Annotated in this window: 17 protein-coding genes; 7 read left to right on the top strand and 10 right to left on the bottom strand. The window is 56.8% G+C overall.

Annotated features, from left to right (window positions below; all coding sequences use genetic code 11):
- Positions 1 to 47: 47 nt before the first annotated feature.
- The 9 genes from G449_RS0109385 to G449_RS0109345 form a co-directional block, all read right to left on the bottom strand.
- Positions 48 to 1,235, bottom strand: a complete 1,188-nt coding sequence (locus tag G449_RS0109385) for a DegT/DnrJ/EryC1/StrS family aminotransferase (protein WP_022659058.1) — start codon at positions 1,233 to 1,235, stop codon at positions 48 to 50.
- Positions 1,236 to 1,331: 96 nt separating this feature from the next.
- Positions 1,332 to 2,411 carry an iron-containing alcohol dehydrogenase family protein gene (locus G449_RS0109380; RefSeq protein ID WP_022659057.1) on the bottom strand — a complete coding sequence of 360 codons (1,080 nt, stop codon included), beginning with the start codon at positions 2,409 to 2,411 and terminating at the stop codon, positions 1,332 to 1,334.
- A 140-nt stretch (positions 2,412 to 2,551) separates the two neighbouring features.
- Complete coding sequence (locus G449_RS0109375) at positions 2,552 to 2,992, bottom strand: DUF805 domain-containing protein (RefSeq protein ID WP_022659056.1); 441 nt, start codon at positions 2,990 to 2,992, stop codon at positions 2,552 to 2,554.
- A gap of 24 nt (positions 2,993 to 3,016) precedes the next feature.
- A complete protein-coding gene (folD, locus tag G449_RS0109370) occupies positions 3,017 to 3,874 on the bottom strand; it encodes a bifunctional methylenetetrahydrofolate dehydrogenase/methenyltetrahydrofolate cyclohydrolase FolD (RefSeq protein ID WP_022659055.1) in 858 nt (285 codons plus the stop codon).
- Positions 3,875 to 4,062: 188 nt separating this feature from the next.
- Entirely contained in the window at positions 4,063 to 5,364 is a 1,302-nt protein-coding gene (gene eno / locus G449_RS0109365; RefSeq protein ID WP_022659054.1) for a phosphopyruvate hydratase, read from the bottom strand.
- Between the two features lie 155 nt (positions 5,365 to 5,519).
- Complete coding sequence (locus G449_RS0109360) at positions 5,520 to 6,314, bottom strand: type III pantothenate kinase (RefSeq protein ID WP_022659053.1); 795 nt, start codon at positions 6,312 to 6,314, stop codon at positions 5,520 to 5,522.
- 257 nt (positions 6,315 to 6,571) lie between these two features.
- Positions 6,572 to 8,401 (bottom strand): glutamine--fructose-6-phosphate transaminase (isomerizing), encoded by a 1,830-nt coding sequence (gene glmS, locus G449_RS0109355; protein ID WP_022659052.1) that lies wholly within the window; start codon positions 8,399 to 8,401, stop codon positions 6,572 to 6,574.
- Positions 8,402 to 8,622: 221 nt separating this feature from the next.
- A complete protein-coding gene (locus tag G449_RS0109350) occupies positions 8,623 to 10,542 on the bottom strand; it encodes a SurA N-terminal domain-containing protein (protein ID WP_022659051.1) in 1,920 nt (639 codons plus the stop codon).
- Between the two features lie 140 nt (positions 10,543 to 10,682).
- Positions 10,683 to 12,320, bottom strand: coding sequence for a sigma-54-dependent Fis family transcriptional regulator (locus tag G449_RS0109345; protein ID WP_022659050.1), 1,638 nt, complete (start codon positions 12,318 to 12,320; stop codon positions 10,683 to 10,685).
- Between the two features lie 333 nt (positions 12,321 to 12,653).
- Here G449_RS0109345 and G449_RS0109340 point away from each other — a divergent pair, with 333 nt between their 5' ends.
- The 7 genes from G449_RS0109340 to G449_RS0109310 all read left to right on the top strand — a co-directional run bounded on the left by G449_RS0109340 (position 12,654) and on the right by G449_RS0109310 (position 19,116).
- A complete protein-coding gene (locus tag G449_RS0109340) occupies positions 12,654 to 12,938 on the top strand; it encodes a UxaA family hydrolase (protein WP_022659049.1) in 285 nt (94 codons plus the stop codon).
- Between the two features lie 4 nt (positions 12,939 to 12,942).
- Positions 12,943 to 14,103: a UxaA family hydrolase gene (locus G449_RS0109335; RefSeq protein WP_022659048.1), complete on the top strand. Its 1,161-nt coding sequence runs from the start codon at positions 12,943 to 12,945 to the stop codon at positions 14,101 to 14,103.
- Positions 14,104 to 14,294: 191 nt separating this feature from the next.
- The gene (locus G449_RS0109330; protein WP_245559847.1) at positions 14,295 to 15,155 is read left to right on the top strand and encodes a tripartite tricarboxylate transporter substrate binding protein; all 861 of its coding nucleotides are present in this window, start codon (positions 14,295 to 14,297) and stop codon (positions 15,153 to 15,155) included.
- 54 nt (positions 15,156 to 15,209) lie between these two features.
- On the top strand, positions 15,210 to 16,763 hold the full coding sequence (locus tag G449_RS0109325; protein ID WP_022659046.1) for a tripartite tricarboxylate transporter permease: 1,554 nt from the start codon (positions 15,210 to 15,212) through the stop codon (positions 16,761 to 16,763).
- The gene (locus G449_RS0109320; protein WP_245170802.1) at positions 16,711 to 17,214 is read left to right on the top strand and encodes a tripartite tricarboxylate transporter TctB family protein; all 504 of its coding nucleotides are present in this window, start codon (positions 16,711 to 16,713) and stop codon (positions 17,212 to 17,214) included. Before G449_RS0109325 ends, G449_RS0109320 begins: the two co-directional genes overlap by 53 nt.
- A gap of 66 nt (positions 17,215 to 17,280) precedes the next feature.
- Positions 17,281 to 18,372 carry a mandelate racemase/muconate lactonizing enzyme family protein gene (locus G449_RS0109315; protein ID WP_022659044.1) on the top strand — a complete coding sequence of 364 codons (1,092 nt, stop codon included), beginning with the start codon at positions 17,281 to 17,283 and terminating at the stop codon, positions 18,370 to 18,372.
- Between the two features lie 72 nt (positions 18,373 to 18,444).
- Positions 18,445 to 19,116 (top strand): RraA family protein, encoded by a 672-nt coding sequence (locus tag G449_RS0109310; protein ID WP_034605506.1) that lies wholly within the window; start codon positions 18,445 to 18,447, stop codon positions 19,114 to 19,116.
- Positions 19,117 to 19,272: 156 nt separating this feature from the next.
- Here G449_RS0109310 and G449_RS0109305 read toward each other — a convergent pair whose 3' ends face one another.
- Entirely contained in the window at positions 19,273 to 20,775 is a 1,503-nt protein-coding gene (locus tag G449_RS0109305) for a sigma-54-dependent transcriptional regulator (protein ID WP_022659042.1), read from the bottom strand.
- Positions 20,776 to 20,792 lie beyond the last annotated feature (17 nt).

Raw genomic sequence — 20,792 nt, 5'->3', positions numbered from 1 at the left:
GGACAACATCGCAAATGCCGATGCCGTCCGGGGCAATACAGACCGCGTTAGCGCAGGCTGGCCAGAACCTCGCGGGTGGAAGCCAGCATGTAGTCAAATTCCTCATCCGTCAGCCAGTGCTGGAAGGGGAAGGAAATCATGGCGTCAAAGAATGTGTCGGCATTGGGGCAGTCGGCCTTGCCCATGCCCAAACGGCGGTAGTAATCGTAACGGTCGAGCGGAATATACTGCACCACGCACTTCACGCCTTTTTCGTTGAACATGGCGCGTATAAAGCGGTCGCGGGCTTTGGTGCCCGTGGTCATGCGCGCAGCGAGCAGGTGGTAGTTGTGGCGGCGCGAGTCCTCGCGGTGGAACTCCAGCTCGGGAAAGTCCGCCAGCGCATCAATGAAGCGCAGGGCGCGGGCGCGCTTTTCGTCATTGATGGTGTCGATACGCTCAAGCAGCTTTGCCCCCAGCGCACATTCCACTTCGCCAAGACAATAGTTGTTGGGTTGCAGTGGCTCCCCGTCCAGCATGGGCAGATCAACGTTGCCCATGGCGGGCTTCCAGTAGTCGGGCCGCTCAAAATCATAGCCGCAATGCCCGTTGTGGCGCAGGGTGGGCACCAGGCCCGCCAGCTTGGGATCGCGCACATAGAGCATGCCGCCCTCGCCAAGGGTGGTAAGATTTTTGTGCGAATGGAAGGAAAAAACGGCCATGTCGCCGAAGCTGCCAGCCTTTTTGCCGTTCAGCTCGGAACCGATGGATTGGGCCGCGTCTTCAATGAGGATAAGCCCACGCTTTTTGCACAGGGCGGCAATGCCGACCATGTCTGCCACATAACCGTACAGATGCACCACCACAACGGCCTTGGTGCGGGGCGTAATGGCTTTTTCGATGCTTTCGGCCGTAACGACCCGGGTCAGAAGGTCAACGTCAGCCCAGGCCATTGTGGCGCCTTTTTTAATGTAGGGGTAGGCGGAGGCCGTAAAGGTGTGCGAAGGCATGACCACTTCATCGCCGGGCTTGAAGCGGCACAGCTGGGCCGAAAGCTCCAGAGCCGAAACGCCGTTCATGGTCACAAAGCAGCTGCCTGGGGCAACGCCCTGGTAACTGGCAAACTTGCTCTCAAAATCACGCATGTGCACGCCCTGGGTGAGCGTGTCGGCATTGCGCATGACCTCGACAACCACGGCGATTTCTTCTTCCGTGTAGCGGATGGCGCGGCCGCTGAAATTCACTTTAAGGTCCATGAGGACTCCTTGTGGCAAATGCGCCGCCGGAAGGCCCGACGGCGCACAATCTGCGGTTATCACTGCAAGCGGTGGCGCGGGTTGCGCCGCGCGCGGCTACATGCGCTTGAAGCGCTCGATAACGTTTTCCTTGGTGAGGATCTTTTTGAAATCCGGGCCAAGGCGGTTGGAAAGCGGCTTTTCGTGCACAATACTTGCGCCGTAAAGGGCATCGTACTGCGCATCGGTAAGGCCCTGGCAGATGCCCTTGGGCAGGTCGATGCCCTGGCGTTCCATCATGGCCATAAAGTCTTTGTACTCATTGGGGTAGATGTCCTCCAGCACGGTGAGGGCATGGCAGTTGGCAATGCCGTGGTGCATGTGCAGCACCATGCTGAGGCCCGCCGAAAGCGGATGCACCACGCCCACGAAACCGGCTGCCATGCCGCCCAGGAAGGAGGCGATCATGAGCTTTTCGCGGTTTTCATCGCTCATCATGTCGCTGGAAAGGTAGACCTGCTTGCTGAGATCAATGGCCTTTTCAGCCAGGGAATCCACCACCACGTTGCGGTAAGAGCCAGTAATGCTCTCAAAGCAGTGCATGTAGGTATCGATACCCGTGTAGAAATACTGGTTGCGCGGCACGCTGGCGGTCAGGTCAGGGTCGAGCAGCACCTGCTCGAACATGGTGTAGTCGCTGTTCATGCCCAGCTTGATGTTCTTTTCCTCGTTGCAGATGATGCCAGTGCGCGAGGTTTCGGAACCCGTACCGGAAAGGGTGGGAACGGCGATTTTGTAGGGAGCGGGGTTCTTGACCAGTTCCCAGCCCTGATAGTTTTCGGCCTTGCCGGGGTTGTTCAGCAGGTTGCCCACGCACTTGCAGGTATCAAGAACGCAGCCGCCGCCAAAGGCCAGCAGGCCGCAGGGGGCCGCGCCGTTGAGGAAGGCCTTCACCTTGCCGGTGTAGCCGTCTATGCTGTCAGTGGTGGGCTCGTTGGTGGTGTCCACATAGACCACCATGTCCTTGCTTTCCACGGGCAGCTTGGCAATGAGATCCTTGCCTTCAAAAAAATGGTCAATAAAGAACACGGCAGGGCCGTTCACTGCGGCGCGGCGCGCGCCGATCAGATCGCCAAGCTGGGCAAGGCTGCCCGAACCAATCATATAGTAACCGACATTCTTTGCGTTGCGAAACATAGTTGCCCTCTCAATATGGCAGATGATGACCGGGCCATACGCTATAGCCGAACGTCTGGCAAGATGGCCTGCAATAGGCCACTGGCGCGGATTTTCGCCTGTTGTCGCCGAAGGGCGGCACAACCATGCTATGTTGGCCCTCAGACCCCGCTGTCGTCAAGTGGATCAGAGCCAAAACGGTTGGGCCCGGAGGTTCCTTTTAGCGCGTATACGATCATTAGTCCGATGCTCGCAATGCCCACGGCCAGGGCCGCCACAATGTACAGCCACTCGGCATCGGCCGCCAGGCCGATCAGGCCCGGCAACATCAATGCCGCAGGCAGTGCCTGCCACCAACCGGAAAGGTCGCGGTCGTGCAGCCTGCGCGTTGACACGCTCACCGTTGGCAGCAGCAGCCACAGGGCCTGCACGGCGCTGATGATGGAAGCCAGCGCTGGCGCAATAGCTCCCACAATGCCCACTGCGATATTAATCAGCAGCGTGAACAGGCAGAACCACCAGAATTCGGAGCGCGAGGCCCGGCCCTTAAAGCTGCAATACTTCTTGGTCAGGCAAATTTTTACGGCTTCCCTGAATTCCATGTGCTCTCCCTCCAGCGGGCAAGATCAGGCCCGGTGCTGCCGCCACGACTGCACGGTATTGCTCAGCAGCATGGCAATGGTCATAGGGCCAACGCCGCCGGGCACAGGCGTAATGGCATGCGCCTTGGGGCTTACACTGGCAAAGTCCGCATCGCCGCACAGGCCTTCTGGTGTGCGGTTGATGCCCACATCAATGACCACCGCGCCCTGGCGCACCATATCGCCAGTGATGCAGCGCGGCCTGCCCATGGCAAGAAACAGAAAATCGGCTTGACGGCACTGCTCGGCAAGGTCTGGCGTGCGCGAATGGCATACGGTCACCGTGGCGTCGCCAAAACGGCCAGAGCGGGCCAACAGCATGGCCAGCGGTTTGCCCACAATGTTGGAACGCCCCACAACCACGGCCTTCTTGCCGCTGGTGGGCAGGTCGTAGCGGCGCAGCAGCTCCATGACCCCGGCGGGCGTGCAGGAGACAAATCCCGGCAAGCCCAGCGAAAGACGGCCCACGCTCACAGGGTGGAAACCGTCCACGTCCTTTTCCGGATCAATGGCCAGCAGGCATTCCTGCGCGTCCAGCCCCTTGGGCAGGGGCAGTTGCAGCAGGATGCCGTCCACAGCGGGATTGGCGTTGCACTCGCCAATGAGTTGCAGCAGATCCCGCTGGCTGGTGGTGGCGGGCAAATGGTGCGGAAAGGAAACAATACCGGCCTCGGCGCAGGCGCGCTCCTTGTTGCGCACGTAGACCTGCGAGGCAGGGTCTTCGCCCACAAGGATAACCGCAAGACCCGGAGCACGATGGCCCTGCGCACAGGCGGCGGTCACTTCCGCGCCAAGTTCCGCCCGGATGTCGGCGGCGGTTTTTTTGCCGTCAATCAAGATCATGTCAAACTCCAAAAAATAAGATAGCCGCCGCAAACAGGGCGACCGCCGCGCCCGGCTGGTGCGACGGTCGCTGGTGGTACCCGCGCCCTTCCAATATGGTTGCGCGCGGGTTGGAGGTCCATACGCGATCAGCTGTGAAAAGCCCGCAGACCCTGCCTTAGCGCGGCCTGATCTGCGGGCGGATAAACCTAGTCTTCGTCTTCTGCCTGGAGATAGTATTCGGCCATGATGGGGCCGAAGAAATCCGCATCGTCGTCCAGTTCTTCTTCAATGCGCAGCAACTGGTTATACTTGGCCATGCGCTCGGAACGGCAGAGCGAACCGGTCTTGATCTGCCCGGCGTTGACGCCCACGGCGAGGTCGGCAATGAAGCTGTCTTCGGTTTCGCCGGAGCGGTGTGAAACAACTGTGCTGTACGAAGCTTCCTTGGCCATCTCGATGGTGTCCAGAGTTTCCGTAACCGTGCCGATCTGGTTGAGCTTGATAAGGATGGAGTTACCCACGCCCTGATCAATGCCCTCGGCCAGAATGCCGGGGTTGGTCACGAACACATCGTCCCCCACCAGCTGGATATGGTCGCCAAGGGAGGCGGTCAGCATGCCCCAACCGTCCCAGTCGCTTTCGGACATGCCGTCTTCGATGGAGATGAGGGGGTACTTCTGGGTGAATTCGGCCAGCCAGTCGCTCATTTCGGCATTGTTGAAGGTCTTGCCTTCGCCGCCCAGCACGTACTTGCCGTCCTTGTAAAATTCGCTGGCCGCGGCATCGATGGCCAGAGCCACTTCGGAGCCGGGGTTGTAGCCCGCTTCTTCAATGGCCTTGATGATGTAGGTAAAGGCTTCATCATGGTTCTTCAGGTTGGGGGCAAAGCCGCCTTCGTCGCCAACGCTGGTCACGTGGCCGTCCTTCTTGAGGATGGCCTGAAGGGTGTGGAAAATCTCCGCACCGATGCGCAGGGAATCACGGAAGGTCATGGCCCCCAAGGGCATGATCATGAATTCCTGAATATCCAGATTGTTGGGAGCATGCGCGCCGCCGTTGATGATGTTCATCATGGGCACGGGCAGCACCTTGGCGTTGATGCCGCCAAGATACTTGTAGAGCGGCAGGCCAAGAAATTCGGAAGCCACGCGCGCGCAGGCCATGGAAACGCCCAGCATGGCGTTGGCGCCAAGGCGGGATTTGTTGTCAGTGCCGTCAAGATCGATAAGGGTGTTGTCGATCTGCACCTGACGCAGCACATCCATGCCGACAATGGCTTCGGCGATTTCGCCGTTGACGTTGTCAACGGCCTTTGTCACGCCCTTGCCGCCAAAACGGCTCTTGTCGCCATCACGCATTTCCAGGGCTTCGCGGCTGCCCGTGGAAGCCCCGGAGGGCACCGCTGCGCGGGCACTGTGACCGGATTCCAGCGTCACTTCCACTTCAACAGTGGGGTTGCCGCGCGAATCGAGAATCTCACGGCCATAAACAGAAGCAATGCTGCTCATTGTCTACTCCTTTTGCCCTGGCGGGCTTGTTTACGAAAATGCTTACCACGGGCAAAGGCCGATGGTCTGCGGATAATGTCGATCAGAAAATTTGTCAGTGCAACTTCCGCCCCGGGCCAGAAGCGCCGCCTGACAGTCAGGCTGGATTTATGGCGCTACTCGTCAGTGCCGGGCTCTTCATAGTGCAGCCTGCGCAGACCCTCAAGCAGGAGCATGGGCAGCACCTGATCAAACACGTTGCTGACCCTGGCGATGGAAGAGGCAAAGCCTCCTGTGCCAAGCACCTTGACCGGGCCGGACATCTGCCGCTTGAGGCGCTGTGTGAGGCCCTCGACCATACAGGCAAAGCCAAAAACAAGGCCGTGCTGGATGCTGGTGGTGGTATTGCGGCCCGGCGTGGGCTCGTTGGCGCGCACGTCAAGGTTGACCCTTGGCAGCTTGGCGGCCTCACGCGAAAGCGCGGTCAGGGCCGTGCGCGGGCCGGGGAAAATCAGGCCGCCCATGTAGGCATCGCCGCTCACGCAGTCGATGGTTACTGCCGTGCCAAAATCGACAATAAGCAGAGAAGGCGTTTCCGGATACATACGGCGCGCAGCGTAGGCCCCCACCAGCCTGTCCGCGCCCACTTCCGCAGGGCGTTCATAGCGGTTTTCAAGTGGAACGGGCAGTTCCTTGCCCACGCGCTGCAAGGGGCAGCCCACATAGCGGGCCACAGCCTCACGCAGCAGGGGATCAAAACCGGGCGCCACAGAAGACGCGACGCAGGCCTTGAGTTGCGCTGGCGCAACGCCAGCATGCTGCAAAAGAGTGAGAAGGGTAAGACCAAAATTGTCCGCCGACTGGGCGGTATCGGTGCGCAGGGTGTACGAGGTCAGCACATGACGCTCGTTGCCCAGCCCAATCTTGATGGATGTATTGCCTATGTCGAAAAGCAGAATCTCGGGCTGCATGTGCGCCTCCGCAAAGGCCTGAAAGGTTACAGAACCGGATTATGCCCAATTTGCCCGCACTAGGCAAGCCGCGCAGAATCAGGGCATTAGGCGGCAATTGCCTGCCGGATATGACTGAATCGAATATCAGGACACCGGACAGGCCGGACAACCGGTGCACCACAGCAAGCCCCGCGCCTGCCGGCGGATATATTTGCACGGCAGGCGCGGGGCAACTGTTTTTTCGGCGGCGAAGTGCCCGCCGGGGGCTGATCTGTCTATTCCACCGTTACGCTCTTGGCCAGATTGCGGGGTTGATCCACATCCTTGCCGAGGTAGTCGGCGGTTTCATAGCTGAAAAGCTGAAGCGCGGGCAGGGCCATAAAGCCCGCCAGAGGAGCGGGCAGGGAGGGGATAACCCAGGTATCTTCCGCGCCAAGGTCAAAACCTTCGTTGGTCAGGGCGATAACCTTGCCCTGCCGGGCCTGCACCTCGACCATGTTGGACTTCACCTTGGGCAACAGGACATCATCCAGCGCCAGGGCAAAAGTGGGGAACGAGGGGTCGATCAGGGCAATGGGGCCGTGCTTCATTTCGCCAGCCGCATAGCCTTCCGCGTGGATGTACGAAAGCTCCTTGAGCTTCAGCGCGCCTTCCAGAGCCAGGGAGTAGCAATGACCGCGCCCAAGGTAAAAGAAGTTGCGGGCCTGGGCGTACTTGCGCGAAAGCTCGCGCGCCTTTTTGTGCATGGCGGGCAGCGAAGCGTCCAGCATGGCGGGCAGGTTTTCCAGCATGTCGATGATCTTGCGTCTTTCGTCTGCAGACATGGTGCCGTTGCGCTTGCTCCAGTACAGGGCCATGAGGGCCAGCATGAGCATCTGGCTGCACATGGCCTTGGTGGAGGCCACGCTGATTTCAGGCCCGGCCTGGGTGTAGAGCACGGCGGAGGCGTCGCGCGCGATGGACGAGCCCACCACGTTGCACAGGCCAAGCACGGTCACGCCCTTTTCCTTGGCAATACGCAGTGCTGCCAGGGTATCGGCGGTTTCGCCGCTCTGGCTGATAACGAGCACCATGTCGTCCTTGTCCAGCAGCAGGGCGTCCCTGTAACGGAACTCGGAAGCGATTTCCACCTGCACAGGCACATGCGCCCAATGCTCCAGCAGATGCCGCCCCCACAGGCCGGAATGGTAAGACGTGCCGCAGGCCACAATATGCAGGCGGCGCGGCACAGGCAGGCTGTCCAGCTCCGCAAGGCGCACATCGCTGTGGTCGCCTTCAATGCGGCCCGTGAGGCCATCGGTGATAACGCGGGGCTGCTCAAAAATTTCCTTGAGCATAAAGTGGCGGTAGCCGCCCTTTTGCGCGGCCTGCATGTCCCACTGGATGGTCTGCGGCTCGGGCTGCACCGGGCTCAGATCCTTAAGGCGCATGATGGCGTAGTCAGAAGCGGTGGCGCGAACCAGCTCGCCGTCTTCCAGAAACACCACCTGGCGCGTGTAGGGCAGAAAGGCCGGGATGTCGGACGCCACAAAGTTTTCGCCCGTGCCCTGACCGAAGATAAGCGGAGCAGACATGCGCGCCGCGTAGATGACGCCGGGTTCGCTTTTGTCCATAAGGCAGACCGCGTATGCGCCGTGCGCTTCGCGCAGGGCGGCGGCAAAGGCGTGCAGCAGGTCAGGCTCGGTCTTGCGGCGTTCGGCTACGAGGTTCACCAGCACTTCGGTGTCAGTCTCGGAGCTGAACGTATAGCCCTTGGCCGTCAGGTCGGCCTTGATTTCCTGATAATTTTCAATGATGCCGTTGTGCACAATGGCGAGCGTGCCATCGTTGGAACGGTGGGGGTGGGCGTTGCGCTCGGCGGGCACGCCGTGGGTGGCCCAACGGGTGTGGCCCATGGCACTGGTGGGCGTGGTCACGCCTTCTTCGTGGGCGAGCTTTTCTTCCAGCGCGGCCAGCTTGCCGGTGGCGCGCACCACATGCAGATCGCCCTGACGGGCGAAAGCCACGCCCGCAGAGTCGTACCCACGGTATTCCAGACGGCGCAAGCCCTCAACTACAACGGGTACCGCAGGCCTGTGGCCCGCATAACCGATAATGCCGCACATAGAGTGCCTCCTTTTATCGCCGGGCAAGGCCCGTTCACAGACCATTCGGTCGACCTGTGAGAAATAGGTAGGTATGTCGTTTTGTAAATATCCCTGCCGCCAGAACGGAGAGGGTTGGGGGGAAATATGCAAGGCCGGAACCGCAATACGCGGTTCCGGTCGAGAGTTCAATGTGTCTGTCGCCTGCGCGCCGGGGGCACTGGGCCATCGGCAGGGCAGAGCTACATATTTTTTCTGTCCACAATGTCCATGTTGTGCACTTCAACCTTGGCGGTCGAAAGCAGGCGCTGCATGAAGGTTTCATACATGCCCTGAAGGCGTTCGCGCTCCACGGCGTTGACCATGATGTCCTTGATCATGTCCCATTCTGCGGGATCGGGAGGCTGCACAGCGCCAACATGCACGAGCACTGCGCCCTGACCGTCCTTGGGGCTGTTGACGGCAAAGGCCGCAGGCAGCCACTGGCCAACCTTGGCATGGAACAGGGCTGCGGCAAGCTCGGGGTCAGCCCCAAAATCTGCCAGGCCTCCGCTGCGATCCATGGGGTTGGCGGTCTTGATGCCCATGCCCGTCTTAACTGTGGGGTTGATGGGGCCGTCCGCAAGGTTCTTGCGGCGCTCCACCGCTGTGCGCAGGGCTTCGGCTAGGGCCTTTTCACCCTGCAAACGGGCAAAAATTTTGTCTTTCACAGCTTCAAGCGGCGCAGTGGACGCGGGTTCCGCCTTGAGCACGCGGGCCACCACATAGGCATCGCCAGCTTCAAGCGCCCTGTCCACCGGCGAATTGACCGGGGTCTTTTCAAGGCTTGCGGCGGCTTCGGCGCTGATGCCCATCTTCTGTTGCAGTTCCTGCGCGGAAGCCATGCCCGTTTGCTGGGCTTCAAGTCCCAGGGCCTGCGCGCTTTTTTCAAGCGGCTTGCCGAGGATGTTGTCTTCAATAAGGTTGTCAAGAACATCGCGCAGTTTGTCCGCGCCCTGTTCCTTGGCAATGGCCTTGCGCACATCGGCGGCAACGCTGGCAAAGGGCTGCGTGTCGCCGCCCTTCTTTTCCTCCACCTTGATGATGTGCAGACCAAACTGGCTGCGCACAGGGGCGGAAACCTTGCCGGGTTCAAGGGCAAAGGCCGTGTCTTCAAAAGGCTTGACCGTGGTGCCGCGCTTGATCCAGCCAAGCTCGCCGCCGGGGCCGGCAGCATTGGGGCCGTTATGAGCATTGGCCACATCTGCAAAGCTTTTGCCGCTTTTGAGTTCTTTTTCAATGGCCGCAGCTGATTCCTGGGCCTTCTTCACGTCCGCCTCGGCGGCGTCTTCGGCCAGCGGCACAAGAATGTGTGCGGCCTTGACTTCTTCCTGCTGATTGAAGCGGGCGAGATTGGCATCGTACCACTTGCGGGCGTCAGCCTCGCTGATGGCTTCTGGCTTGACCAGATTTTCTGGCGAAACGCGGATATAGGCCACGTCCACCTTGGGAGGAACGGCAAATTCAGCCTTGTGGCTGTCGTAATAGGCGGCTACTTCCGCATCCGAAGGTTTGGCATTTGCCATGAAATCGGCAGCAGGAATAAAGATGTAGTCAGGCACCCGCTGTTCACGCAGGAAGTTGTAACGGTTCTGAGCTTCGGCAGGATCATGCCACGCTGCGGCAGTGACCAGGGCAAAGAGCTTCTGGCGCAGCAGGTCTTCGCTCATGTCGTGCTCGTACTGCGCGGGCGAGATGCGCTGCATTTCCAAAACCCGCTTGTAGGCCTGAGGGTCAAACTGCCCCTTGGCATTCTGGAAAGCCGGGATCTGCCCCACTGCAATGCGCAGCTCAAGCGGCGTCACAGTAATGCCCGCACGGGCGGCTTCCTGACGCACGAGGGTCTGGCTGACCAGATCACGCAGCACCTGACGTCCAAGCCCCTGACGAACCTGCTCACGCGTTGCGCCGGGGTTGTTGCGCATCACGGATTCTTCCGCATTGCGATAAGCGAGTTCAAAATCACGCACGGTAATGGGTTCGCCGTTAACCATGGCGACAACATTGCCCGCGCTCTGATCCTTCATACTGCCCACGCCCCAAAAAACAAAGACAAGGATAATGAGGCCAAAAGCCAGTTTGACGCCAAGAGACTGCGAATTGGAACGGATATACTCAAGCATGCTTACTCCGAGATGCGGAATTTCCCAAAAGATAGGGAGGCATCATAAGCGCAAACTGTAGGAAACTCAACAACAGGAACAGTACGAAAGAAAATAGCCACCTATCGACTTGCGGCACAGCGAACGGGAGCTAAAAAACGCTACCTGTCCATGCCCAACTTGCGCATTCTGTGTTGCAGGGTAGAGCGCGGCACACCCAGCAGCGCCGCTGCTCCTCGCGGCCCGGAAATACGCCCGCCGGACTGACGCAATGCTCGTTCAATATGACCACGCTCATTTTCTTCAAGTGTGGGGAGGCGCTCCGGGGCTGTCGCCTGCACGCTGCCTGCGCCGCCCGATGCCGGGGCAGCAACGCTCCCAGAGATTCCGCCCGCCGCAGGAGCAGCTGACTCGCAGGGCTGTCTCTCCGCAGTTTCGGGTTCCCACTGGTGCAGGGCCTCCAAAACAAAATCCTCTGTGACCGCCGAATCAAGCGAATGAAGCAGCATACGGCTCACCACATTGCGCAGTTCACGGATATTGCCGGGCCATGAATGCCCGTGCAGGGCCTGCACCACGGAACGGCTCAGCCGGGGAGGGCGTATCTCGTACTCCTTGGAGAACTGATGAATGAAATGGTCCACAAACAGGGGAATATCACTTTTGCGCTCCCGCAGCGAAGGCATACGCACAACCACTGAACCGAGCCTGTAGTACAGATCCCGCCGCAGTCGCCCCTCGGCCATGGCCGCCGCCAGATCAATATTGGTGGCTGAAATTACGCGGATGTCCACGCCCGTCGATTCAGCCTCGCCCACGCGCTCAAACGAATTTTCTTCCATCACAAGCAGCAGTTTGCTCTGCATTTCCGGCGCAAGTTCGCCAATTTCATCCAGAAACAGGGTTCCGTGCTGGGCCAGTTCAATACGGCCAATGCGCTTGGCTGTGGCCCCGGTAAAAGCACCCTTTGCGTAGCCGAACATTTCGCTTTCAAAAAGTGTGGGCGCGATGGAAGGGCAGTTGACCTTGACGAAGTTTTCTTCCCTTCGCGGGCTGTGACGATGCAGCCAACGCGCCAGCATGCTTTTACCCGTGCCTGTTTCTCCGGTGATAAGCACGGGAATGTTCAACTTTGCAACTTTGCGCACCACAGCCATTGTACGCACCATGGGCGGCGTCTCGAGCAGCTTGCTTTCAAGCAGAATACTGCTTGAGTCATCCTGCATTCTGCCGGAATGCTCCGCCACTGGCCTGACCTTTGCCATGCGTTCCTCAGCCAGGACTGCGAACAGAAAAGCCGTGAGCACTGGCGTAAGTTCAATGAGAAAATTCAGAATCTCAACAATATTATCAGGTTGTTTTACAAAGGAGACGTGCAGCGTGCCAATGACCTCGCGGTTGATGATCAGGGGCAGGGCAATAGTTGCGTTAAGGCCCACTGACGAGAGCGGCATGGGGCCATCGCCCAGGTTATGCACAGAAAGGTCATTAATAACCACAGGCTTGCGCGAGGATATGGCAAGGCCGGCAACCGTGTTGCGCGCTATGCGCGTATTTGAAAGTGATTCTACCACGGTTCCATCCGCAGCGGTGAACAGGTTCAGAAATTCCCGTTCTGCGTCATAGAGATTAATACAAAACCTGTCATAGTGAAAAAGCTCACGAAGCTGTCTGGATAAAATCTGAAAAAAAACGTTTCTGTCGATTTTTCCGGCCACAATACGCGCCAGGTGGTGAACAACCTGTCCGACAGTGAGAGAGGGACTGCTCAGCCCCTTTGGGGTAATTTTATATTTCATCCTGTCCGCCTATATTTGGGCAATTCTATGCCCAAATATAATCAAATTTACCAATAAATCAATGCATTCACTGGTTATTCAACCAAGTTTGTGAAAATAAGTCCATCATTCTCATAAGATACCGGGCAGCATACTTTTTGGCACACCAATTGCTCTATATCTTGCAGCAAGGCTTAAAGGCACAAAATATTATTGGTATTTATGTGTGGATATACAGTACTCCACAGATACAAACTAATAATTTTGCAAAATATACTCTTGTTTTGCTCATACTGCCATTAAGTTTTTGCCTCAAAAAACTTTTTTATAGCAATGTTATTAAAGGAGAGCGGTATGGTAACCCATTTTGTGGTTCATGAACCCGGCGATAGCGTCGGTGTTATCGTTGTCGAAGGGGTGAAGAAAGGCGACAAGCTCAATGGCTGGGTCATGGACGGCAACCAGAGCCTCGACTTTGAAACGCGGAACGACATTCCGATCGGCCACAAGATTGCCCTTAAGGATATGGCTGTGGGCGACACCGTCATCAAGTACGGCACCGACATTGGCAAGGTCGTGCAGCCCATCAAGCGTGGCGAGCACCTGCATGTCCACAACGTCAAAACCAAGAGGTGGTGATCTGATGCAACAGACATTTATGGCCTATCGCCGCGAAAATGGCCGCGTGGGCATCCGTAACCACGTTATCATTCTGCCCCTGGACGATCTTTCCAACGCCGCTTGCGAAGCGGTAGCCAACAACGTCAAGGGCACCCTGGCTCTTCCCCACGCTTATGGCCGCCTTCAGTTCGGCGAAGACCTTGACCTGCATTTCCGCACGCTGATCGGCGTGGGCTCCAACCCCAACGTTGCCGCCGTTATCGTTATCGGTATTGAGCCACAGTGGACCAAGCGCGTGGTAGACGGTATCGCCAAAACCGGCAAGCCCGTTGAAGGATTTGCCATCGAACAGCACGGCGACCTTGAAACCATTTGCAGCGCTTCCCGCAAGGCCAAGGAATTCATGCACTTCGCCACCGAATTGCAACGCACCGAATGCAAGGTAAACGAGTTGTGGGTTTCCACCAAGTGCGGTGAATCCGACACCACCTCCGGTATCGCCGCCAACCCCACCGTTGGCAACGCTTTTGACAAACTGTGGGAAAAGGGCGCCACCACCCTCTTTGGTGAAACCACTGAGATCACCGGCGGCGAACACCTGGTTATGGAACGTTGCGCCAACGATGAGGTCCGGGCCAAGTTCAAGGGCTTTTTTGACCGCTACGCCAAGGTTGTGGACGACCACAAAACAGACGACCTCAGCGACTCCCAGCCCACCAAGGGCAACATTGAAGGCGGCCTGACCACCATTGAAGAAAAAGCCCTGGGCAATGTGCAGAAAATTGGCCGCAAAGCCCCTGTTATCGGCTGCCTCGACAAGGCAGAAATGCCCACCGGCCCCGGCTTGTGGTTCATGGATTCCTCTTCTGCCGCTGCTGAAATGGTTACGCTCTGCGCTGCCTCCGGTTTTGTGGTGCACTTTTTCCCCACGGGTCAGGGCAACATCATCGGCAATCCCATTCTGCCGGTGATCAAGCTTTCGGCCAACCCCCGTACCGTGCGCACCATGAGCGAGCACATTGATGTTGACGTTTCCGGTATTCTGCGCCGCGAAATCAACCTTGATGCCGCTGGCGACAAGCTGCTTGAAATGATGTTCCGCACCTGCAATGGACGCAATACATCCGCTGAAGTTCTGGGACACAGAGAATTCATTATGACCCGTTTGTACGAAAGCGCCTAAGTTGCGTTATGTATCCTGGGAAAGTTGCTTTCCCAGGATACTTTCCTCCCAAAAAAAGGAATGATACTGCTTTCGAAAAGGAGGCCTAGATGAAGTTCAAAGCCATTTTACCTTGCCTTTTCCTCGCCCTCTCCCTCATTTCAATGGCTGCCCATCCGGCTGCCGCCGCGTACCCAGACAAACCCGTCAGCATGATCATTGCTTTTACCGCAGGTGGCTCCAGTGATGTTCAAGCACGGATCATGCAAAAGTACTGGGATAAATATGTCAAAGAACCCTGGGTGTTTGTGTATAAACCCGGCGCTGGCGGCATTATCGGCTTTACGGAAATAGCCAAGGCAAACCCTGATGGCTACACCATCGGCGGCCTTAACGTCCCGCATCTCGTACTTCAATCCCTCGCACAGCGTGCCTCTTTCAATGCAGACAGCTTTGAATACATTGCCCAGGTGGTCAACGACCCACAGTGCATCGCCGTGCTTAAGTCAAGTAAGTTCAAGTCGTTCAAGGATATTATTGATACCGCAAAGGCTTCTCCCAATGCAGTCAGGGTTGGGCTTGTCGGCCCGCTGAGCGGGCATCATCTGATGTTTCTGGAGTTCAACAAACTCTTCCCCGATGTGAAGCTGAGCCGTGTTTTTTATAAAGGCGCCGCTGATCAGAACGCGGCCCTGCTTGGCGGCGAAGTTGATCTGATTTTTGGCAATATCAACGATGTCATGCGCTCCATTGACGAATTTAATGTGCTCAATGTTGCGGCAGAAAAGCGCAATGACTTTTTGCCCGATGTGCCGACCCTGCGTGAACAAAACGTGAATCTTGTTTCTGACATACGTCGCATTTTTGCTGCCCCAAAGGGCACCCCCGCAGACAAAATGGCGTTTTTGCGGGAAACTTTTAATAAAATCTGCAACGATCCCAGCTATCTGGCAGATATGAAAAAAGCCGGCCAACCTGCGGAGTACCTGGATGGAGCTGCCACAGCAGCCTACATCCGTTCTGTCGAGGAAAAAGACAAAGCTCTGCTCTCAGAAGCCGGCCTACTCAAATAGATTTTTTGGACAGGATGGACAGTCTGCTGTCCATCCTGTCCCCAGGAGCCACATATGACCGAGTTTATCGTTCCATCGCTTCTGAACCTTATTGATCCCCTGAATATTCTTCTTATGATTGTTGGCCTTACAGGCGGCATAGTCATTGGCGCCCTGCCGGGTCTTTCGGCTACCATGGGTGTTGCCCTTATGGTCCCCGCGACCTTTGCCATGAATCCTACCTCTGGTCTTGTCATGCTCGGCGCCATATATGTAGGCGCCATTTACGGCGGTTCCAACTCGGCGGTGCTCATCTGCACACCAGGTACGCCTTCTTCTGTTGCCACAACTTTTGACGGCTGGCCGCTTACGCAACACGGCGAAGCGGACAAGGCCCTGTATACCTCGCTGCTTTCCTCTGCCTTTGGCGGCATTGTAGGCGTATTCTTTCTTTTGTTCCTTGCTGGCGCTCTGGCGCGATTTGCCCTGCAATTCGGCGGGCCGGAAAATTTCTGGCTGTGTCTTTTTGGTTTGAGCACCATTGCCGTCATGAGCCCCGGAAACATGGGCAAGGGTATTGTTTCTGGCGCGATAGGGCTGCTTATCTCCACCATTGGCATTGATCCCAATGCTGGCGTACCCAGGTTCACATTTGGTTCTTACGGCTTGGTTCAGGGCGTTTCCGTCATCCCGTGCATGATTGGCCTGTTTTCGTTCTCGCAAGTGCTTTATCTGATTGGTACGGATAAAACATTTGTGGCTGACTACAATCCCCGCAAGGGTACGTTTGGAAGAACAGCCTCATACCTCGCCCGCCGATGCAAAAAAATCCTGCTGCGCTCGTCGCTTATTGGCACGTGGGTGGGCATGCTGCCCGGAGCAGGAGGAGAAATCGCCTCCATCATCGCATACAATGAGAGCAAACGCTGGGCCAAAGATCCTTCCATTTACGGCAAGGGATGCATAGAGGGTGTTGCCGCATCTGAAAGTTCCAACAATGCGGTTATCGGTGGTTCTCTTATCCCCATGCTGACCTTGGGGATTCCCGGCAGCGCCGTTGCGGCCGTAATCCTCGGGGCTCTTATGGCGCATGGCATCCAGCCTGGATTCAAGATTTTTTCTGCCACAGGCGAACTGGCCTATACGTTCATCTTTTCGCAGTTTGCCGTAAATCTGCTCATGATTCCCATTGGCTTTGTTCTGTGCCGCTGCATGGCAAAACTGCTGACGCTGAGGCTGACCTTTGTGGCCATTGGCATTGTGGTTCTGTCATATATTGGCGCTTATGCCATTTCCAACAGCATAATCGACATATGGGTTGTCATGGTGTTCGGTTTTGTGGGCTTTTTTGGCGGCAAGCTTGGCATGGACACCGGGGCAATGGCCCTGGGCGTTATTCTGGGGCCCATGATTGAAGAAAACCTTGGCAAGTGCCTTGATCTTGCCCACTCCGTGCCGGGCGGCCTCCCTGCCATCATGCTCAACAGCACCATCAGCAAGGTGCTTGTGCTTGCGTTGGCGCTTTCTTTGGCCACCCCGTATCTGCTGCACCTGAAAAAACTGCGTATGCAGGAAAATGAAGCAAAATGTCGCTGTCAGGATGAACGCCCGGAGAATACCAATGTGTAAAAGCAATCAAGATATCCTGTGCGGACTGTGTTTTCTGGCAATCAGCGCCGCTTTCGCCCTGCAGATGCACGAGCTGGAAGACGTGACGCGCGTCTTTCCTGCGGCGCTTCTTACAGTGATAGCGCTTGGCGGGGTGTGGTTTGTCGGTAAGGGGATATACCTGAAACGGCGTGACAATTCTTCTTGCGAAACCGAATCCGTTGCCTGGAAAAAGGTAGCAATAATTGCGGCAATAGCATTGTTTTACGCAGTTTTGTTACCAATTTTGGGCTTCTTTGTCAGCACGGCTGCCTTTATTTTTTGCACGTCCATGATTCTGGGCGACAAAAACAAAGGTATTGGGCATCTGGCCAAAGTCAGCACGCTGTATTCCCTGATTTTTTGCATCCTGCTCTGGCTCAGTTTTGTGAAGCTGCTCAATGTACCTACGCCCACAGGCATGTTTTTTTAGAAATATGTCTGGATGGAACATCGGCAAGTTTGTTGTGATTCACTGCATTACATGGAGATGTGTGGGATGAAAATTACTGATGTGCAGGCTATACCTTTGCGCATTCCGCAAAAAATAAAGGCTTCAAAATCTGAAAAGTGTTTCAACACTGAAAGTGACGGCCATGTACTGGTAAAAATCCACACGGATGAAGGTATTACCGGAATTGGCGAAGCCTGGCGGCTCACGCCATGCGCCGTGGCAAAGTTCATTGTTGAAGCTCTCAAACCCCGGTTGATGGGCGCTGACCCAACATGCATCGATGCCCTGTGGCAAAAAATGTACATCGCCACCTTCAGATACGGGCGCAAAGGGATGGTTCTGAACGCCATCAGCGGCGTGGAAATCGCCCTATGGGACATTCTGGGAAAAATGAGCGGCCTCCCGGTCTACAAATTGCTCGGTGGCGCGCACCACAGTTCCATTCGTGGATACGCCAGCCTCCCTCCGTACCCAACGCCGGAAGAAGCAGCGGAAGATGCCGCGGCACAGGCCGGAGACGGCTATCATATGGTCAAATTGCACCAGCGGGATCTGGCATCTGTGGCGGCAACGCGAAAAGCCATTGGCGACAACGTTGAACTTGCGCTGGATGTCAACGGCTGCTGGAGCAGGCGGGAAGCGGTGACCATGGCGCAGCGCATGGAAGAATACTCCCTCCGCTGGCTTGAAGAACCCGTCAGCCCCATGGATGATTATGATGGTCTGAGCTTCATACGCGAACGCAGCAACATCAGCATTGCCGCAGGCGAAAATGAATACACCCATTATGGATTCAAAACCCTGATTGAAAAAAACGCCGTTGATATTTTACAGCCCGACGTTATTAAGGCCGGAGGATTGTCCTGCTGCCGCAAAATTCTGGGCATGGCAGAAGCCTGGAATATTCCCCTGATAACCCACTCGTTCTATTACGGCGCTGGTGTGGCGGCCACAGCCCATTTTGTGATCTCCAACCCCTTTGGCAACGAAATGGAAATCTGCACCACCCCCATTGAAGAGAACTTCATCAGCCCGGATTTCCGGCCTGTCCACGGCAAAATAACAGTTTCCGACGCGCCGGGTCTTGGCATAGACGTGGATGAGGATGTTGTTAAGCATTACCGCATAGACATTTGATCAACCCAGATGTGCAGCAACATCAACCCCGCTTGGCAAAGGTGGGCAAGCATCCAGCGCAGGGAACAAAACATGCGTTACGCCATCAACTGTCAGATTGATCGCCTTTCGTCTGAAATTGTACGCCAGTACGCTGATCTGGCTGTTGCGGACATCTGCGATGCCCTGGGCCGCAACGCCGCCCTGCCGTCAGGGCTCAAGCCCTTTAACAACAGCCGCATTCTGGGAACCGCCTATACCGTCAATCTGCCAGCAAGCGAAAATCTGCTGCTCTACTATGCTGTAGACAACGCCCGGCCCGGCGACGTGCTGGTGGTATCCTGCGCAGGCTATACGGAAAGAGCCGTAGCTGGCGAAATTGTAGCGGCACTTGGCAAGGCGCGCGGTCTGGCAGGCTTTGTTATTGATGGAGCCGTGCGTGATGCCGAAGCCCTGCGACAGACGGATTTTCCCGTCTACGCGCGGGCAGTGTCGCCCAACGGGCCATACAAGGACGCCTGCGGTGAGATTAACATACCTGTCAGCATGGGCAACGTGGTTATTCAGCCCGGTGATCTGATTGTGGCGGACGCGGACGGCATTGTGTCCATCCGACGGCAGGAGGCAGCTTCTGTGGCGGAACTGGCCCGCAAAATTACAGAAGCTGGTCTAAGAAAGCTGCAATCCATTGAAAAACATGGTTCAATGGACATGACATGGCTTTATGACAAACTTGCCAAAAGCTGCTGCCACATCCACAGCTAGTACCTTTCATGGTGGGTGGTTGCGGGGGAGGGGTCGTCTTGCAAAAGACCCTCCGCGCACCCACCTCCGCATTGAGGTGCTAACCAGAGCACGTAACGCAAAACGCCCGCATCAGCGGGCGTTTTTATATCTGTCAGAAAAATTATCCGTGCAAAATCAGTCGATGGGGTGCCCGGCAGCGCGGTATTCGTTCAGCTTGTTGCGCAGCGTGCGCACTGAAATACCCAGAAGATCGGCGGCCTGCGTACGGTTGCCGGAGGTTACCTCAAGCCCCTTGAGAATCATGATGCGCTCCATCTCGTGCAGAGGAATAACGGCGCCCTGCATGCGGTTGTCTCCAGCCCCAGCCGATACGCCCTGTACCGGGGCATATTCGCCGGCGCGTGGTGCATCAACATCCTGAACAGCCGCAGAGGCCGCCAGCGCGTTGGCATGGTCTTCTTCCACCAGTGCAGCCGACTGGGGAGCTTCTTCTTCAAACAGCGGCCAGTCTTCATTCTCAAGCAGAAAATGGCAAGGCTCAACAGGCCTGCCGTTAGCCAGCAGCACTGCGCGTTCCATCAGGTTTTGCAGTTCGCGCACATTGCCGGGAAAGTCATACTGCTGCAACCAGGCAATTGCGATTTCAGAAAGGGGGGCGGCAGGCAACTGATATTCACGCGTATACATGCCTATGAAAAATCTGGCCAGTTCCAGCACGTCATCCCCGCGCTCGCGCAGCGAAGGCAGCCGCAGGGGAATAACGTTCAGACGAAAATACAAGTCCTGACGGAACTTGCCCTCTTTTACCCAGCCTTCAAGATCGCGGTTGGTGGTGGCAAGTACGCGCACATCAACCTTGATGGTCTCGGTGCCGCCCACACGGTCGATCTCGCCCTCCTGAAGCACACGGAGGAGCTTTGCCTGCAGGGCCATATCCATTTCAGAAATTTCATCAAGCAGGAGGGTGCCGCCATCGGCAAGTTCAAATTTGCCGGGTTTGCGGGCAATGGCCCCGGTGAACGCGCCTTTCTCATGCCCAAAAAGCTCGCTCTCAAGCAGGTGTTCCGGCAGGGCGGCGCAGTTCACAGCCACAAAGGGCTGCTCCGCGCGCTTGCTCATGGCATGCAGATAGCGGGCAAACATTTCCTTACCAGTACCCGATTCACCGGTAATCAGCACTGTAGCGCGCGATCCGGCCACCTGGCGGGCCAGTTGCAGCACACGGGCAATGGCAGGGTGCTCGCCCACAATACGCGGGCCAGAGCCTCCGTGACGGGTCTTGTGTCCGCCAAGGGTGGACACAGCCGGAACTGGGGCAGTCTTGCGTTTCTGGCCTGCCACAGCGGCCACACGGTCCACATCCAGCGGTTCAAGCCAGTAGTCCCGCGCACCCAGCCCCATGAGCCTCTCGGCCTCTTCAGGGCTGCCTTTGTCCGTAATAACTATGACTGGAGGAAAATTGGGGTCTTCCGCGCCAACGGCAAGCAGATCTTCCACACGAAAACCCGGCAATGAGGGGCGTGAAAAAATCACGTCCGGCCCGGATTTTTTTATAAAAACGGAAGCGCCCTTGAGATTTTCTGCAATGCCAAGCTCATAGCCCGCATTTCGCAACGCGGGAAAGACGGCAGTGACTGCCTGAGCGGGGGTAAGAAAAAGAAGACGGCGCGATGACATGAGAATTTGTGTATCGT

The organism is Desulfovibrio desulfuricans DSM 642 (assembly GCF_000420465.1).
Lineage (GTDB): Bacteria > Desulfobacterota > Desulfovibrionia > Desulfovibrionales > Desulfovibrionaceae > Desulfovibrio > Desulfovibrio desulfuricans.
The sequence above is the reverse complement of the archived record's forward strand: the minus strand, read 5'-3'. Positions and strand labels throughout refer to the sequence as shown.

Coding starts and splice junctions, on each gene's coding strand:
- G449_RS0109335 (WP_022659048.1), top strand. CDS start 12,943: ATGCAACAGACATTTATGGCCTATCGCCGCGAAAATGGCCGCGTGGGC.
- eno (WP_022659054.1), bottom strand. CDS start 5,364: ATGAGCAGCATTGCTTCTGTTTATGGCCGTGAGATTCTCGATTCGCGC.
- G449_RS0109330 (WP_245559847.1), top strand. CDS start 14,295: ATGATCATTGCTTTTACCGCAGGTGGCTCCAGTGATGTTCAAGCACGG.
- G449_RS0109345 (WP_022659050.1), bottom strand. CDS start 12,320: ATGAAATATAAAATTACCCCAAAGGGGCTGAGCAGTCCCTCTCTCACT.
- G449_RS0109325 (WP_022659046.1), top strand. CDS start 15,210: ATGACCGAGTTTATCGTTCCATCGCTTCTGAACCTTATTGATCCCCTG.
- folD (WP_022659055.1), bottom strand. CDS start 3,874: ATGATCTTGATTGACGGCAAAAAAACCGCCGCCGACATCCGGGCGGAA.
- G449_RS0109340 (WP_022659049.1), top strand. CDS start 12,654: ATGGTAACCCATTTTGTGGTTCATGAACCCGGCGATAGCGTCGGTGTT.
- G449_RS0109310 (WP_034605506.1), top strand. CDS start 18,445: ATGCGTTACGCCATCAACTGTCAGATTGATCGCCTTTCGTCTGAAATT.
- glmS (WP_022659052.1), bottom strand. CDS start 8,401: ATGTGCGGCATTATCGGTTATGCGGGCCACAGGCCTGCGGTACCCGTT.
- G449_RS0109305 (WP_022659042.1), bottom strand. CDS start 20,775: ATGTCATCGCGCCGTCTTCTTTTTCTTACCCCCGCTCAGGCAGTCACT.
- G449_RS0109360 (WP_022659053.1), bottom strand. CDS start 6,314: ATGCAGCCCGAGATTCTGCTTTTCGACATAGGCAATACATCCATCAAG.
- G449_RS0109350 (WP_022659051.1), bottom strand. CDS start 10,542: ATGCTTGAGTATATCCGTTCCAATTCGCAGTCTCTTGGCGTCAAACTG.
- G449_RS0109385 (WP_022659058.1), bottom strand. CDS start 1,235: ATGGACCTTAAAGTGAATTTCAGCGGCCGCGCCATCCGCTACACGGAA.
- G449_RS0109315 (WP_022659044.1), top strand. CDS start 17,281: ATGAAAATTACTGATGTGCAGGCTATACCTTTGCGCATTCCGCAAAAA.
- G449_RS0109375 (WP_022659056.1), bottom strand. CDS start 2,992: ATGGAATTCAGGGAAGCCGTAAAAATTTGCCTGACCAAGAAGTATTGC.
- G449_RS0109380 (WP_022659057.1), bottom strand. CDS start 2,411: ATGTTTCGCAACGCAAAGAATGTCGGTTACTATATGATTGGTTCGGGC.
- G449_RS0109320 (WP_245170802.1), top strand. CDS start 16,711: ATGAAGCAAAATGTCGCTGTCAGGATGAACGCCCGGAGAATACCAATG.